This is a genomic window from Streptomyces agglomeratus (assembly GCF_001746415.1).
GTDB classification, from domain to species: Bacteria; Actinomycetota; Actinomycetes; order Streptomycetales; family Streptomycetaceae; genus Streptomyces; species Streptomyces agglomeratus.
Map to the genome: position 1 here is coordinate 5,773,776 of NZ_MEHJ01000001.1, position 16,182 is coordinate 5,789,957.

The 16,182-nt window shown below is 72.0% G+C and carries 12 protein-coding genes; 8 read left to right on the forward strand and 4 right to left on the reverse strand.

Features of this window, described 5'->3' with window-relative positions; genetic code table 11:
* The first annotated feature begins 213 nt into the window (after positions 1–213).
* Complete coding sequence (locus AS594_RS25195; RefSeq protein WP_069929144.1) at positions 214–618, forward strand: DUF3040 domain-containing protein; 405 nt, start codon at positions 214–216, stop codon at positions 616–618.
* Between the two features lie 145 nt (positions 619–763).
* Here the strand turns inward: AS594_RS25195 and AS594_RS25200 are convergent, their stop codons facing one another.
* The 4 genes from AS594_RS25200 to AS594_RS25215 all read right to left on the reverse strand — a co-directional run bounded on the left by AS594_RS25200 (position 764) and on the right by AS594_RS25215 (position 6,418).
* Complete coding sequence (locus tag AS594_RS25200; protein WP_069929145.1) at positions 764–3,190, reverse strand: transglutaminase TgpA family protein; 2,427 nt, start codon at positions 3,188–3,190, stop codon at positions 764–766.
* On the reverse strand, positions 3,187–4,608 hold the full coding sequence (locus AS594_RS25205) for a DUF58 domain-containing protein (RefSeq protein WP_069929146.1): 1,422 nt from the start codon (positions 4,606–4,608) through the stop codon (positions 3,187–3,189). Before AS594_RS25205 ends, AS594_RS25200 begins: the two co-directional genes overlap by 4 nt.
* Positions 4,608–5,642 (reverse strand): AAA family ATPase, encoded by a 1,035-nt coding sequence (locus tag AS594_RS25210; protein WP_069929147.1) that lies wholly within the window; start codon positions 5,640–5,642, stop codon positions 4,608–4,610. The genes AS594_RS25205 and AS594_RS25210 overlap by 1 nt, the downstream gene beginning before the upstream one ends.
* A 212-nt stretch (positions 5,643–5,854) precedes the next feature.
* The gene (locus AS594_RS25215) at positions 5,855–6,418 is read right to left on the reverse strand and encodes a beta-class carbonic anhydrase (RefSeq protein WP_069929148.1); all 564 of its coding nucleotides are present in this window, start codon (positions 6,416–6,418) and stop codon (positions 5,855–5,857) included.
* 397 nt (positions 6,419–6,815) lie between these two features.
* On the opposite strand from AS594_RS25215, the gene rsmH reads away from it, so the two are divergent.
* The 7 genes from rsmH to murD all read left to right on the forward strand — a co-directional run bounded on the left by rsmH (position 6,816) and on the right by murD (position 16,133).
* Complete coding sequence (rsmH, locus tag AS594_RS25220; RefSeq protein ID WP_069929149.1) at positions 6,816–7,772, forward strand: 16S rRNA (cytosine(1402)-N(4))-methyltransferase RsmH; 957 nt, start codon at positions 6,816–6,818, stop codon at positions 7,770–7,772.
* Positions 7,769–8,332, forward strand: coding sequence for a cell division protein FtsL (ftsL, locus tag AS594_RS25225; RefSeq protein ID WP_069932197.1), 564 nt, complete (start codon positions 7,769–7,771; stop codon positions 8,330–8,332). The genes rsmH and ftsL overlap by 4 nt, the downstream gene beginning before the upstream one ends.
* Before the next feature lie 207 nt (positions 8,333–8,539).
* Positions 8,540–10,525 (forward strand): peptidoglycan D,D-transpeptidase FtsI family protein, encoded by a 1,986-nt coding sequence (locus AS594_RS25230; protein ID WP_069935384.1) that lies wholly within the window; start codon positions 8,540–8,542, stop codon positions 10,523–10,525.
* A gap of 13 nt (positions 10,526–10,538) precedes the next feature.
* Positions 10,539–12,239, forward strand: a complete 1,701-nt coding sequence (locus AS594_RS25235) for a UDP-N-acetylmuramoyl-L-alanyl-D-glutamate--2,6-diaminopimelate ligase (protein WP_079148114.1) — start codon at positions 10,539–10,541, stop codon at positions 12,237–12,239.
* Entirely contained in the window at positions 12,236–13,651 is a 1,416-nt protein-coding gene (locus tag AS594_RS25240) for a UDP-N-acetylmuramoyl-tripeptide--D-alanyl-D-alanine ligase (protein ID WP_069929153.1), read from the forward strand. Before AS594_RS25235 ends, AS594_RS25240 begins: the two co-directional genes overlap by 4 nt.
* Positions 13,648–14,718, forward strand: coding sequence for a phospho-N-acetylmuramoyl-pentapeptide-transferase (gene mraY / locus AS594_RS25245; RefSeq protein WP_069929154.1), 1,071 nt, complete (start codon positions 13,648–13,650; stop codon positions 14,716–14,718). Before AS594_RS25240 ends, mraY begins: the two co-directional genes overlap by 4 nt.
* Positions 14,715–16,133 (forward strand): UDP-N-acetylmuramoyl-L-alanine--D-glutamate ligase, encoded by a 1,419-nt coding sequence (gene murD, locus AS594_RS25250; RefSeq protein ID WP_069929155.1) that lies wholly within the window; start codon positions 14,715–14,717, stop codon positions 16,131–16,133. The genes mraY and murD overlap by 4 nt, the downstream gene beginning before the upstream one ends.
* Positions 16,134–16,182: the final 49 nt, after the last annotated feature.

The following is a 16,182-nucleotide window of genomic DNA, read 5'->3' on the forward strand; positions in this document are numbered from 1 at the left end:
CCCGATCGGCCGCCTTGCCCCGTATGATCGGAGCACACCGTGCGCATGGCGGATCGGCCAATGGGGAATGCACTCCTCAGGCAACCGAGACGGCATGGCGGCCCGGATTGTGAATTGGCGTAGAGGGCGGGTTTCACGGGGGCGATTCCCTGCCTATTCTGAAAGGGCCGCAAACGGTCGCCCCCCCCGCGACCGACGAGTAGGAGGACTCCCGTGCCGCTCTCGGAGCACGAGCAGCGAATGCTCGAGCAGATGGAGCGAGCGCTGTACGCCGAAGATCCCAAGTTCGCGACAGCGCTTGAGGGAAGCGGGCTGCGTACGTACACCCGGCGACGGGTCTACCAGGCAGTCGCAGGCTTTCTGGTGGGTATCGCGCTCCTCATGGCCGGAATGGTCGCACAGCAGATCTGGGTCAGCGTGGTGGGCTTCCTTGTGATGCTCGGCTGCGCGGTACTCGCGGTCACCGGCTGGCGCAAGGCCCCGAAGCCGGGGGAGCAACCGGCTCCCGGTACCGGTACCGGTGCGGCTGCTCGCAGCCGGCCCCGGCAGCGGCGGTCGGTCATGGACCGCATCGAGCAGCGGTGGCAGCGCCGCCGCGAAGAAGGCCAGGGCCACTGACACCGGCCGCGTTCGCCGACCACACCGGTCGATCGCATCCAACACTTGCTGACGAGTGAGGGGTGACCGCTTCCACGCGGTCACCCCTCACTTCGTTGGTCCACCCCCGGCCGTCGGGGGTATGAGCCGGCCCGTCGCCGTCCCGTCAGCCGCGCTGCCGGGACGGGCGGCGCCTCAGGGCCACCGCCCACCGCTCCAGGTTCCAGCGGCTCGCACCCCACCGGTCCGTCACGGCGGCCCAGCGCGCCGAGGCGGCCCAGACCACCCGGACAGCCGAGCGCGGCGCGAGAACCGCCCGCAGGCGCGCCCCCCGCCCCGCCGCGGCCCGCAGACCCGCGCGTACCAGCCCTGCCTCTTCGGCGAGGCTGCCCGAGACGGCGGGTCGCGGGGCGTAGAGCACCTGCTCGACCGCGCCGGCCGCCCGGTGCACCGCCTCGGCCGCCGCACCGTCGAGCCTGCCGAGGCGCACCATCCGCGCCGCGGCCTTGCGGGGCGTCTGCGACTCGTCCGGCGCGACACCGTAGTCCCAGGCGGTGTCGCTGATCTCACGCCAGCCGGCGAGCGTACGGGCGGCCGCGTCCGCGGACGTGCGCCCCGCGGACCCCAGCCGGCGCGCCCGGACGCGGCCGCGCCACATCAGCGGCAGCAGGGGCAAGAGCACCACGACCACCGCACCCAGGCCCACCAGCAGCAGCGGACCCAGCGGGAACCCCGTGTCGGTGGGCCCCGCCCCGCCCTGCTGCGCCTCACCGTCGCACTCGCCCTGAAGCCTCATCTGCGGAGGGCAGCTGTCCGTGACGCTCGGCGCCGCCGAAGGCGCCGTGGAGGTGCTCGGCGTCGCCTGCGCGGCGCCGGACGGGGTGCTGGACGGTGCCTCGTCACGGGTGTACTCCGGAACAGAGCCACGGGTCGGCGTCGGCTCGAACCGCGTCCACCCCACACCCTCGAAGTACAGCTCGGGCCAGGCGTGCGCGTCGCGCAGACCGACCGACATCGTCCCGTCCGACTGCACGGTGCCGGGCGTGAAGCCCACCGCCACCCGCGCCGGAATGCCCAGCGTGCGGGCCATCGCGGCCATGGAGAACGAGAAGTGGACGCAGAAGCCCTCCTTGTCCCGGAGGAAGCGCGCGATCGCGGCCGTACCGCTGCCCGACTGCACCTGCGTGTCGTACGTGAAACCGCCCTTGGAGGCGAACCAGTCCTGGAGCGCGACCGCCCGCTCGTAGTCGTTGGACGCGTCCTTCGTCACCCGCAGCGCGGTCGACTCGACCACCTGCGGCAGTGAACCGGGGACCTTGGTGTACTCGCGCAGCAGGCGGGCCGGCGGCGTGGTGGCCGCGGCCAGCTGCCCGGCGGTCGGCTGCACTATCAGGCTGCCGGCCGTGAACCGCACGCCGCGCGTGGTCTGGCCCTTGTCGCCGACGAGGGTGCGGCCGGCCGGCTCGTACCGCCAGCGGCCGTCGATGTCCACCCGCGTCACCGGATAAGGCATCGGCAGATAGCTCTGCGCGTACCAGCCGGCGGCCGAGACGCTGGAGTTGATCTCGGTCGTACGGACGTCAGGGCCGAGCCCTTGAGGGCGCGGCAGCCGTTCCGGAACGTCCTCGATCCGGCGCTCCGACGACTTCCACGCGGCGCCGTCGAACTGATCCAGCGAGACGATCCGCAGATAGAGGTCCTTCGTACTGCCCGAATTCGTGCGGTAGCGCAGGACTTCCCGGTCCTCGGGCTGGTTGAGGCTGTTCTGGAGCGAGACCAGCGGATTCACCGCCGAGATGGTGCCGCCGCCGGAACCGCCACCGTCGCCCGCCCCCCTGCCGCTCAGCAGCCCGCCGTCCAGCGCGGGCAGCGAGGCGGGCACGACCAGGGCGATGCCCATCGCCACTACGCCGATGCGCCTGCCCGTACGGACCGGGGCCGGCGCGGAGCCGCCCGCCGTCTCGAACCCGGCGGCCGTGCGCCCCTGGGCGCGCGGAGCGCCGCCGAAGACCCGGCCCCACTGCGAGAGCCGGTCCCGGCCCTCGGCCAGCAGGAGCAGCAGGTAGCCGGAGGCGGCCAGCAGGAACCACAGCCAGCTCGCGCCACCGGGTGAGAGTCCCGCGGCCACCGAGTAGAGCGCGAGCAGCGGCAGCCCGGCCGGGGCGGCGCTGCGGAAGGTCACCGCGATCGTGTCCACCGCCAGGGCGATCAGCAGGACACCGCCGACCAGCATCAGCCTGATGCCCTCGGTCGCGGGGGCGGGGATGGCGTACCGCCCCACGTCCTCGGCGCCCGTCGTCAGCAGCCGCGTGAACGCGCGGAACGCCTCGGGCCCCGGCAGGACCCCGCCGATCGCCGAGTCCCTGGCGAAGACCACGGTCAGCATCACCAGCGCCACCAGGCCCTGCGCCGCCACCGTCAGCCCCCGGGCCAGCGGCACCCGCCGGGCGAGCGCTCCCACCCCTGCCTGGACCGTCACCAGGAGTGCGGCCGTCAGGATCCAGGCCGACTCGCCGACCAGCGGCAGCAGCGCGCCCGCCGTCAACAGGGTGGCCGCCGTGGCGCACAGCGCCAGCCGTCCGCGCCCGCTCATGACCAACCCCCAGTTGTGCCCGCCGCGCCGCCCGCGGGGTAGGCCCCCGAGCCGGTGCGCTGTCGTTCGGCCATCCGCCACAGATCGGCGAGCGGCATGCCGGGCGGCACGATCAGCACCGTCCACCCCGCCTCGCGCAGCGGCCTGACCCGTTCCTCGGCGGCCGCCGGGACCCGCGCCGTCAGCCGGGCCGCATCCGGCGCCCGGCCCTGCCCGGGCGCCCGCCCGCGCGTCCAGGTCTCGCTGTCCAGCACGAAGGCGACGGCGGCCCCGCTGCGCCGGCGCATGCGCGCCGCCACGGCCGCCTGGTCCTCGTCCAGGTCCCCGAAGAACGCGACCAGCAGTCCTTCGTTCCCGCCGCGCAGTACGTCGTACGAGGCCGACAGCCCCGCGCCGTCCGAGTGCCCGACGACCGCGAGGGTGTCCATCATGAGCCCGGCGGAGTCGGCCGTCTCCTGCGTGGCCCCCGCGAAACCGTCGGCCCCCTCACCGGGCACCGAATTGCCGGTGTCCGTCAACAGCCTTACGGAGAAGCCCCGTTCGAGCATGTGCACCAGAGCGGAGGCCGCCCCCGACACCGCCCACTCGAAGGCCGAGTCGGGCCCGGCCCCCTGGTACGCGTCCCGCCGCGTGTCCAGCAGCACCGTGCACCTGGCCCGCTGCGGCTGCTCCTCCCGGCGCACCATCAGCTCGCCGTAGCGCGCCGTGGAGCGCCAGTGGACGCGGCGCAGATCGTCACCGTGCCGGTAGCCGCGCGGGATCACGTCGTCCTCGCCGGCCAGTGCCAGCGAACGGTTGCGCCCGTCGCCGTACCCGGAAGCCTCGCCGGTCATCCGCACGGCGGGCAGTGCCTCGACGCGCGGGATCACGGTCAGGGTGTCGTGCGCGCTGAACGAGCGGGTCAGCTCGCACATGCCGAACGGGTCGGACAGGCGCAGCTGGAGCGGCCCGAGCGGGTAGCGCCCCCGCAGGTCCGAGCGCACCCGGTACGACACCTCGCGCCGCCCGCCCGCCTCCACCCGGTCCAGGACGAACCGCGGCCGCGGCCCCAGGACGTACGGCACCCGGTCCTGGAGCATCAGCAGACCGGTGGGCAGCCGCGACACGTTGTCCATCCGCAGGTGCACGCGCGCCTCCGAGCCCGTCGGCACGCGGGACGGCGTCAGCCGCCTGCTGCCCGCGACCCGGTAGCGCGTGCGGTACAGCACGGCCACGCACACCAGCGGCAGCACGGCGAGCAGCAGCCCGACCCGCAGCAGGTCGGCCTGGCCCAGCACGTACGCGCACACCGCGGCGGCCACCCCGGCCGCCAGGAACGACCGGCCGCGCGTGGTCAGCCCCGACAGCGCGGCCCGCACACCGCCTTTGTCGCCGTCACTGTCCCCGCCGTCGTCCGCGGCGGGTCCCCCGGACGCCATCACAGCCGCCGGGCGCCGGGCTGCTGGTGGCCGTAGAGCGGAGCACCGGCGGGCGGCGCGGTCCCGCGCTCGGCCGTGGGTACGGGGGTGCGCTGGAGGATGTCCTGCACCACCTGCTCGGAGGTACGCCGGTTCAGCTGGGCCTGGGCCGTCGGCAGCAGCCGGTGCGCCAGCACCGCCACCGCGAGCGCCTGTACGTCGTCGGGCAGCGCGTAGTCGCGCCCGCTCAGCGCGGCGGACGCCTTGGCGGCGCGGAGCAGATGCAGTGTGGCGCGCGGCGAGGCGCCGAGGCGCAGGTCGGGGTGGCCGCGGGTGGCCGAGACCAGCTCCACGGCGTACCGCCGGACCGCGTCGGCCACGTGGACCGCGCGGACCGCGTCGATCAGCTTGAGGATCTCGTGCGCGTGGGCCACCGGCTGGAGGTCGTCCAGCGGCGAGGCCGCGCCGTGCACGTCCAGCATCTGGAGCTCGGCCTCGGCACTCGGGTAGCCGATGGACACCCGGGCCATGAAGCGGTCGCGCTGGGCCTCGGGCAGCGGATACGTGCCCTCCATCTCCACCGGGTTCTGCGTGGCGACCACCATGAAGGGCGAGGGCAGCTCGTACGTCTGCCCGTCGATCGTGACCTGGCGCTCCTCCATGGATTCCAGCAGCGCGGACTGCGTCTTCGGCGAGGCGCGGTTGATCTCGTCGCCGATGACGATCTGGGCGAAGATCGCGCCCGGTTTGAACTCGAAGTCGCGCCGCTGCTGGTCGTAGATGCTCACGCCGGTGATGTCCGAGGGCAGCAGGTCCGGCGTGAACTGGATGCGCCGCACCGAGCAGTCGATGGATCTCGCGAGCGCCTTGGCGAGCATCGTCTTGCCCACGCCCGGCACGTCTTCGATCAGCAGATGCCCCTCGGCGAGGAGCACGGTCAGCGAAAGCCGTACGACCTCCGGCTTGCCCTCGATCACGCTCTCCACCGACCTGCGCACACGCTCCGCTGTGGTGGTCAGATCTGTGAGGCTCGCTCGATCGTCATAGGTCGTCACCCCGGCCCTCCTAGCCCGTTCAACGGGCCGGCGCCACGACGACGGAACGGCCCACCCCGAAATACGGACACCACGCGCGGACGGTTCCGGCGCGATGTCACACCCCGCATTGTTGTTGCCGTTACCGCTTCGTGTCACTCGCCTGTGGATAACGTGGAGGGATAAGTCGGGGTTGCCGTGTTTTCGTCCGCTCGACCACTGCTTCTCGGGTACTACTTCTCGGGGTCGATCTCCCGCAGCAGACCGGTGGTCACGTCGAAGACGAAGCCGCGCACGTCGTCGGTGTGCAGCAGGAACGGCGAGGTCCGCACGCGCTGCATCGACTGACGTACGTCCTGGTCGACGTCCCGGAACGCCTCAACGGCCCAGGAGGGCCGCTGTCCGACCTCGTCCTCCAGCTCGTGCCTGAAGTCCTCGGTGAGGCTCTCCAGACCACAGGTGGTGTGGTGGATGAGTATGACGCTGCGGGTGCCCAGCGCGCGCTGGCTGATGGTGAGCGAACGGATCACGTCGTCGGTGACCACACCGCCGGCGTTGCGGATGGTGTGGCAGTCGCCCAGTTCGAGGCCCAGGGCGTCGTGCAGGTCCAGGCGGGCGTCCATGCAGGCGACCACGGCCACGTGCAGCACGGGCCGTGCGTCCATGCCCGGGTCGTGGAAGCTCGCGGCGTATTGCCGGTTGGCCTCCACCAAGCGATCGGTGACCGTACCGCCCGTACGGGCCGCGACGGTCCTCGCGGCGGTGGGCTCGGCGGGAAGAGGCGCGGAAGTCGACATGCCATAGACGTTAATGGCCACGGGGGGCGCGGGCCCGCTGTGAGATGGGACAAAGAACGTCAACCGGGGTTGTTGTGAGGTAACCCACAGGCTGCGCCGAGCGTCCTCCGTACGAGTGAAAACGATGCCGTGCGGCGCGCTGGTCCGTTGATTGACCGGAAGGACGAGTCGACTAAAGTGACGCGAAGTGGGTGGCGTGACGCGTCCCTTACTGCTCTACGGACACATCTCGCACATTCCGATTTTTTCTCCCGCGTGCGCGGCGTACGTACGGCCCGGCCTCCTCCCGCTCGCCGGTCGGCCGACGCCACTTCCCCGGCGCCGGCAGGCCGTCCCCTTTCGAGCGGGTGGGGACCAGGCCGTACGTACACGACCGCGCCGGTACCTGAGAGGGCGCATGAGCCAGACCCGACACGTCCCGGTGATGCTCCAGCGATGCCTGGACCTGTTGGCCCCGGCCCTCCAGGAGCCGGGATCGGTGGTCGTCGACTGCACCCTCGGCCTCGGCGGACACAGCGAGGCGCTGCTCACCGCCTTCCCCTCGGCGCGGCTGATCGCGCTCGACCGGGACAAGGAGGCGCTGCGGCTCTCCGGCGAGCGGCTCGCCCCCTTCGGCGACCGGGCCACCCTCGTCCACGCGGTCTACGACGAGCTGCCCGAGGTACTGGAACGGCTCTCCGTCCCCCGCGTGCAGGGCGTCCTGTTCGATCTCGGTGTCTCGTCCATGCAGCTCGACGAGCGCGAGCGCGGTTTCGCCTACGCCCACGACGCCCCGCTCGACATGCGCATGGACCAGACGACGGGCGTCAGCGCCGCCGAGGTCCTCAACACGTACCCGCCGGGCGAGCTGGTGCGGATCCTGCGCCAGTACGGCGAGGAGAAGCAGGCCAAGAGGATCGTGTCCGCCATCGTGCGCGAGCGCGACAAGGAGCCCTTCACCAACAGCGCCCGGCTCGTCGAACTGATCCGCGACGCGCTGCCGCAGGCCGCCAAGCGCACCGGAGGCAACCCCGCCAAGCGCACCTTCCAGGCGCTGCGCATCGAGGTCAACGGTGAGCTCTCGGTACTGGAGCGGGCCATCCCGGCGGCGGTGAAGACCCTCGCGGTCGGCGGCCGGATCGCGGTCCTCTCGTACCACTCGCTCGAAGACCGCCTGGTGAAGCAGGTCTTCGCGGCGGGCGCGGCCAATACGGCGCCGCCCGGCCTGCCGGTCGTACCGGAGCAGTACCAGCCCAGGCTGAAACTGCTCACGCGCGGCGCGGAACTGCCGACGGATGAAGAGATCGCGGAGAACCGCCGCGCCGCCCCGGCGCGGCTGCGGGGGGCGGAGCGCATCCGGGAGGACGTGCTGTGAGCAAACCGGCCAAGCAGTTGAAGGGACGGGCCGCGCGGTTGTCGCGGCTCATGCCGTCGGGCCCGCACCAGGCGGCCAGGACCCCCTTCGTGCTGCTGGTCGTGCTGCTGCTCGGCGGCGGCCTCATCACTCTGCTGCTGCTGAACTCCTCGCTCAACGAGGGTTCGTTCAAGCTGAGCGAACTCAAGAAGCGGACCACCGAGCTGACCGACGAGGAGCAGGCGCTCCAGCAGGACGTGGACGACAGGTCCGCGCCCGGTGCGCTGGAGCGCAGGGCCCGGGAGCTCGGCATGGTTCCCGGCGGCAGCCCCGCCTTCCTCCAGCCGGACGGTACGGTCCGGGGCGTGCCCTCGCGGGCTTCCGCCGGCGCACTCGCCCGGCGCGCGCCGCTCGGCCTTCCGGCTCCCGGACCGCCCCCGGCGGCCTCGTCGCCCGCGGCGCAGGGCACGGCCCCGCTCGGCCCGCCCGCCGCGCCTGCCCCGGCGTCACCCGTGTCCACTCCCGCACCGGCCCCGGTACCCGCCGGCCCGCCCGCCCCCGCGCCGGTTCCCCTCCCGTGAGCCCGCCGGTGATCCGCGAGCCCCTGGCCCACAAGCCGTATCCCGTAACCGAAGCCGAAGCCGAAGCCGAAGCCCGAGCCGCAGCCGGTCACCCGACACCCGCAGCCCGTCAGCCCTAGCCCGCAGCCACCGCAGCCCGTCCCGACCCCGCCCCGTCCCCGTCCGTACCGTCCGCGAAGCCGACCCCGACCCCCGGCAGGTGACGCAGTGCCCCCCCAGGAACCACCGCGCCGTCGCGTGCCCGGCCCCGGGCGCCCGCACGGCGGCGGGCGCCCCAGGCCCACCGCCAGGCCCGCCGCGCGCCCCAAGGGGCGCCCCCCGGCGGGGCGGGCGCGCCCCGCGCCCAAGCCCGCCCGCTCCCTGGTGCTCGGCAGTCCCAAGCCCCGGCTGCGGCTGGTCGGCGTCGGTCTCACCCTGGTCATGCTGGCCTTCGTCGTACGGCTGCTCCAGGTCCAGGCCGTCGATGCGAGCACGTACACCGCCAAGGCGGAGAAGAACCGGTACCTCAGCTCCACGCTGGCCGCCGAGCGCGGCCAGATCACGGACCGCGGCGGCATCGCGCTGGCCACCAGCGTCGACGCGCACAACATCACGGCCGACCCGTTCATGTTCACGGCCAAGTTCACCAAGGTCCCGGACGCCCCCGAGCAGGCCGCCGCGCTCCTCGCGCCGATCCTCCGCAAGGACGCGGACGACCTGGCGAAGAAGCTGCGGACCCCCAAGATCAGGTACGTCGTCCTGGCCCAGCGCCAGACGCCGCAGATCTGGAACCAGATCAAGGACCTCAAGAGCGTCTTCGCCGAGAAGGCGGGCGAGGACAAGGCCAGGGGCGGCAAGGGCGTCAACGTTCTCGCCGGGGTCTTCCAGGAGGCCAGCAGCAAGCGGGTCTACCCCAACGGCGACCTGGCCGCCGGGATACTCGGTTACGTCAACGCCGAGGGCAAGGGCGCGGGCGGCCTGGAGACGCAGCTGGACGACGAACTGGCCGGCAAGGACGGCGAGATCAAGTACGCCCAGTCCGGCGGCCGCAGGGTGCCCACCGTCGGCGCCCGCGAGGTCCCGGCCGTCCCCGGCTCGGACATCGAGCTGACCATCGACCGCGACATCCAGTGGGCCGCCCAGGACGCCATCACCGAGCAGGTCAGGAAGTCCGGCGCGGACCGCGGCTACGTGATAGTCCAGGACACCCGCACCGGCGAGGTCCTGGCCATGGCCAACGCCCCCGGCTTCGACCCGAACGACCTCTCGCAGGCCAACGCCGCGGCCATGGGCAACGCGGCCCTCCAGGACGCGTACGAACCCGGCTCCACCGCGAAGGTCATGTCCATGGCTGCCGTACTGGAGGAGAACGCGGCCGCGCCGGGCACCCATGTCGTCGTACCGAACCGGCTGCACCGCGGCGACCGGCTGTTCAAGGACGACATCGACCACCCGACCTGGTACCTGACGCTCAACGGCGTACTCGCCAAGTCCAGCAACATCGGCACGATCCTGGCCACCGAGCAGCTCGGGAAGAGCCGGCGCGAGGCGAACCGGATCCTCCACTCCTACCTGCGGAAGTTCGGTCTCGGCCGGCCCAGCGGGCTCGGCTACCCCGGCGAGACGTCGGGCATCCTCGCGGCGCCCGGGGACTGGAGCACCTCGCAGCAGTACACGATCCCGTTCGGCCAGGGCCTGTCCCTGAACGCCATGCAGGCCGCCTCGGTGTACTCGACTATCGCCAACGGCGGCGTACGGATCCAGCCAACGCTCGTACGCGGCACCAAGGGGCCCGACGGCCGCTTCACCCCGGCCCCGGCGCCCAAGAAGACCCGGGTGGTCAGCGAGAAGACCGCCAGGACCCTGGCCACCATGCTGGAGTCGGTCGTCGACGACGAGGAGGGTACGGGCACCAAGGCCCGCATCCCCGGCTACCGCGTCGGCGGCAAGACCGGCACCTCCAACCGGGTGGATCCGGCCACCGGACGCTACAAGGGCTACACCGCGTCCTTCGCCGGCTTCGCGCCCGCCGACAAGCCGCGGATCACCGTGTACTGCGCCATCCAGAACCCGACCAGGGGCAGCTACTTCGGCGGCCAGATCTGCGGCCCCATCTACAAGCAGGTGATGGAGTTCGCGCTCAAGACCCTTCAGGTCGCACCGACCGGCAGCAAGCCCGCACGGCTGCCGGTGTCCTTCACACCCGGCGAGTGACTCAGGACCACCAGTGACAACCATCACCCGGAACCCCGGAAACCACGAAGATCCCGACGCGGGCCGGCACCCCTCGTTTCGCGGGGGGCCGGGTACGCCCGGTACGCTCACCGCCGTGCCACACGCTGATCAGTCCCAAACCACCCAGAAGGACGCCCCGGTGACGTACCCCGGAGCGCCCCGGCCGGTCCAGGTCCGCCCGACACCCCTCGGGGAGCTGGCCGAACGGCTGGGTATCGAGGCCCGAGCCGCCGGGAGCGCGGCCGAGGTCACCGGTATCACGCACGATTCCCGCGCGGTCAGGCCCGGTGATCTGTACGCCGCCCTGCCAGGGGCGCGCCTGCACGGCGCCGACTTCGCCACCCAGGCGGCGGGACTCGGCGCGGCCGCGATCCTCACCGACCCGACCGGCGCCGCGAGAGCCGAGGCCACGGGCCTGCCCGCCCTGGTGGTCGACGACCCCCGCGGCCGGATGGGTGAGCTCGCCACCGAGATCTACGGCCACCCCGGCGACGCCCTGCTCCAGCTCGGCATCACCGGCACGTCCGGCAAGACCACCACGGCGTACCTCGTCGAGGGCGGTCTGCGGGCGGCCGGGAGACTGTCCGGCCTGATCGGTACGGTCGAGATGCGCATCGGCGACGAGCGCATCAAGTCCGAGCGCACCACCCCCGAGGCCACCGACCTCCAGGCCCTCTTCGCCGTCATGCGCGAACGCGGTGTCGACGCGGTCGCCATGGAGGTCTCCAGCCACGCGCTGGTGCTCGGCCGGGTCGACGGCTGCGTCTTCGACGTCGCGGTCTTCAACAACCTGAGCCCCGAGCACATGGAATTCCACTCCGACATGGAGGACTACTTCCAGGCGAAGGCACGTCTCTTCACCCCGGAGCGCAGCAGGACCGGCGTCGTGAACTTCGACGACGAGTACGGCCGCCGGCTCATCACCGAGTCGGGCGTCCCGGTCACCTCCTTCTCCGCCGAGGGCCACCCGGACGCCGACTGGCGCGCCGAGGACGTCGAGGTCGGGCCGTTCACCAGTACGTTCACGGCGATCGGCCCCAAGGGCGAGCGGATCACCGCGACCGCCCCGCTGGCCGGCCCGTTCAACGTGGCCAACACGCTCGCGGCGATCGTCACGCTCGCCGTCGCGGGCATCGACCCGCAGACCGCCGCCGACGGCATCGCCGCCGTACCCGGCGTACCGGGCCGCCTCGAACGCGTGGACGAGGGGCAGCCGTACCTCGCCGTCGTCGACTACGCCCACAAGACGGACGCCGTCGAATCGGTCCTGCGCGCCCTGCGCAAGGTCACCGAGGGCGAACTGCACATCGTGCTCGGCTGCGGCGGCGACCGCGACAAGCAGAAGCGGCCCTCGATGGGCGCCGCCGCCGCCCGCCTCGCCGACACCGCCGTACTGACCTCCGACAACCCGCGCTCCGAGGACCCCCTCGCGATCCTCGCCGCGATGCTCGCCGGCGCCGCCGAGGTCCCCGCGCACGAGCGCGGCGACGTCCTGGTCGACGCGGACCGGGCCTCGGCCATCGCGGCCGCGGTCGCCCGCGCCAAGCCCGGTGACACCGTGCTCGTCGCGGGCAAGGGACACGAACAGGGCCAGGACATCGCCGGAGTGGTACGCCCCTTCGACGACCGCCAGGTGCTCCGCGCCGCCATCCGCAGCGCCGGAGCGGCCCACGACAGCGGGGTGACCCTGTGATCGCACTCTCCCTGGCCGAGGTCGCCGGAATCACCGGCGGGCAGACGCACGACATACCGGACAGCACCCTCCAGGTGACCGGGCCCGTCGTCATCGACTCCCGCGAGGTGAAGCCCGGCAGCCTCTTCGCAGCCTTCGCGGGCGAGCGCGTCGACGGCCACGACTACGCCGCCACGGCCGTCGCCTCCGGCGCGGCCGCTGTCCTGGCCACCCGGCCCGTCGGCGTACCGGCCATCGTCGTGGACGACGTCACCGAGGCGCTGGGCGCACTGGCCCGCGCCGTCGTCGAAAAGCTCGGCACCAAGGTCGTCGCCCTCACCGGCTCGGCCGGCAAGACCTCCACCAAGGACCTGATCGCCCAGCTGCTGGAGCACAAGGCCCCCACGGTCTGGACCCCCGGCTCCCTCAACAACGAGATCGGCCTGCCGCTCACCGCTCTGCGCGCCACCGAGGAGACCGAACACCTGGTCCTCGAAATGGGCGCGCGCGGCATCGGCCACATCCGGTACCTCACCGAGCTGACCCCGCCGCACATCGGGCTCGTACTGAACGTGGGCACCGCCCACATCGGCGAGTTCGGCGGCCGCGAGCAGATCGCGCAGGCCAAGGGCGAGATGGTCGAGGCGCTGCCGGCGGCGGAAGCGGGCGGAGTGGCCGTTCTCAACGCCGACGATCAGCTCGTACGGGCCATGGCGTCCCGTACGAAAGCCCGGGTCGTTCTCTTCGGCGAGGCCGCGGACGCCGATGTACGTGCCGAGAATGTCCGTCTCACGGAGAATGGACAGCCCGCCTTCAGTCTTCGCACACCCACCGGGTGCAGTGACGTGACCATGCGGCTGTACGGTGAGCACCACGTGTCGAACGCGCTCGCCGCGGCCGCCGTCGCCCATGAGCTGGGCATGTCCGTGGACGAGATCGCCACCGCGCTCTCCGAGGCGGGCACGCTGTCCCGCTGGCGCATGGAGGTCACCGAGCGTCCTGACGGCGTGACAGTCGTCAACGACGCCTACAACGCGAACCCCGAATCCATGCGAGCCGCCCTGCGCGCGCTCGCGGCCATGGGCCAGGGGCGTCGTACGTGGGCGGTGCTCGGCCAGATGGCCGAGCTCGGTGACGATTCGCTCGCCGAGCACGACGCGGTCGGACGGCTCGCCGTCCGGCTCAACGTCAGCAAGCTCGTGGCAGTCGGGGGCAGGGAAGCGGCCTGGCTGCAACTGGGCGCTTACAACGAGGGTTCGTGGGGTGAGGAGTCGGTGCACGTGTCCGACGCGCAGGCGGCGGTCGACCTGTTGCGCAGTGAACTGCGTCCGGGTGACGTCGTGCTGGTGAAGGCTTCCAGGTCGGTCGGTCTCGAGCGGGTCGCGCAGGCGCTCCTCGACCACCGCACCGAGGGTGAGGTCACCGGCCGATGAGGCAGATCCTCTTCGCGGGAGCCATTGGGCTCTTCCTGACCCTGATCGGCACCCCGCTGCTGATCAAACTGCTGGCCCGCAAGGGATACGGGCAGTTCATCCGGGACGACGGTCCGCGCGGCCACCACGGCAAGCGCGGCACCCCGACCATGGGCGGCATCGCCTTCATCCTGGCCACGCTTATCGCGTACGCCCTGGCGAAGGTGATCACCGGCGAGAAGCCGAGTGTTTCCGGCCTGCTGGTGCTCTTCCTCATGGCGGGCATGGGCCTGGTCGGCTTCCTCGACGACTACATCAAGATCGTCAAGCAGCGTTCGCTGGGCCTGCGGGCGAAGGCGAAGATGGCCGGCCAGCTCATCGTCGGTATCGCGTTCGCCGTGCTGGCCCTCCAGTTCAAGGACGTGCGCGGCAACGCGCCGGCGTCCACCAAGCTCTCCTTCGTCCAGGACTTCGGCTGGTCGATCGGCCCGGTGCTGTTCGTGGTCTGGGCGCTGTTCATGATCCTCGCGATGTCGAACGGTGTGAACCTCACCGACGGCCTCGACGGACTCGCGACCGGCGCCTCCGTGATGGTCTTCGGCGCGTACACCTTCATCGGCCTGTGGCAGTTCCAGGAGTCCTGCGCCGACGCCCCGAGCCTCACCAACCCCGAGGCGTGTTTCGAGGTACGGGACCCACTGGACCTCGCGGTCGTCGCCGCCGCCCTCATGGGTGCCTGCTTCGGCTTCCTGTGGTGGAACACCTCGCCCGCGAAGATCTTCATGGGTGACACCGGCTCGTTGGCCCTCGGCGGCGCGCTCGCGGGTCTGGCGATCTGCTCGCGCACCGAGTTCCTGATGGCGCTCCTCGGCGGTCTGTTCGTCCTCATCACGATGTCCGTCGTGATCCAGGTCGGCTCGTTCAAGATGACCGGCAAGCGCGTCTTCAAGATGGCGCCGCTCCAGCATCACTTCGAACTCAAGGGCTGGTCCGAAGTCCTGGTGGTCGTCCGCTTCTGGATTATCCAGGGCATGTGCGTGATCATCGGCCTCGGGCTCTTCTACGCGGGCTGGGCGGCCGACAAGTGACCGAAGCGACCTGGACCGGCAAGCGGGTCACCGTCGCGGGTCTCGGTGTCTCGGGGCTCCCCGCAGCACGTGTGCTGCGGGGCCTCGGGGCCCACGTCACCGTCGTCAACGACGGAGACGACGAGCGCTCGCGCGCCCAGGCCGCCGAACTCGAAGCCCTGGGCGTCACCGTGCGCCTCGGCGACGGCGCCACCCTCCCCGAGGGCACCGAACTGATCGTCACCGCGCCGGGCTGGAAGCCCGACAAGCCGCTCTTCCTGGCCGCCGCCGAGGCGGGCGTGGAGATCTGGGGCGATGTCGAGCTTGCCTGGCGCCTGCGCGGACCCGGGGCCGCCCCCTGGCTGGCCGTCACCGGCACCAACGGCAAGACCACGACCGTGCGCATGCTGGCCTCCATCCTGGAGGCCGCCGGCCTGCGTACCGCCGCCGTGGGCAACATCGGCGTATCGCTGCTGGACGCCGTCCTCGGTGACGAGAAGTACGACGTCCTGGCCGTCGAGCTGTCCAGCTACCAGCTCCACTGGGCGCCCTCGCTGCGCGCCCACTCCGCGGCCGTGCTGAACCTCGCCCCCGACCACCTCGACTGGCACGGCTCCATGGAGGCGTACGCCGCCGACAAGGGCCGGATCTACGAGGGCAACCAGGTCGCGTGCGTCTACAACGTCCAGGACCCCGCTACCGAGGCCCTGGTGCGCGAGGCCGACGTCGAGGAGGGCTGCCGCGCGATCGGCTTCACCCTCGGCCCGCCCGCGCCCTCCCAACTCGGTGTCGTCGACGGCATCCTGGTCGACCGCGCCTTCGTCGAGAACCGGCAGAAGAACGCGCAGGAGCTGGCGGACGTCTCCGACGTCAACCCGCCCGCCCCGCACAACATCGCCAACGCCCTCGCGGCAGCGGCCCTCGCCCGCGCCTACGGCGTCGAGCCCGCCGCCGTGCGCGACGGACTGCGGGCCTTCCGCCCCGACGCCCACCGCATCGAGCACGTCGCGGACGTCGCCGGTGTCGCGTACGTCGACGACTCCAAGGCCACCAACACGCACGCCGCCGAGGCATCCCTCGCGGCGTACGACCCCATCGTGTGGATCGCCGGCGGCCTCGCCAAGGGCGCCACCTTCGACGAGCTCGTGGAGAAGTCGGCGAAGCGGCTGCGCGGCGCCGTCCTCATCGGCGCCGACCGCGCGCTCATCCGCGAAGCCCTCGCGCGACACGCCCCCGAGGTACCGGTGGTCGACCTCGACCGGACCGACACTGGGGCGATGTCGGCGGCGGTCCGGGAAGCGGCGCGGCTCGCACAGCCCGGGGACACGGTCCTGATGGCCCCGGCCTGCGCCTCCATGGACATGTTCACCAACTACAACAAGCGCGGCGAGGCATTCGCCGACGCCGTACGCGAGTTGGCTCCGGAGCGCGACTAGCGGACCGGTCCCCGCGCCACGGACCGGTCGGCGCAGCTCATGAGTGGAG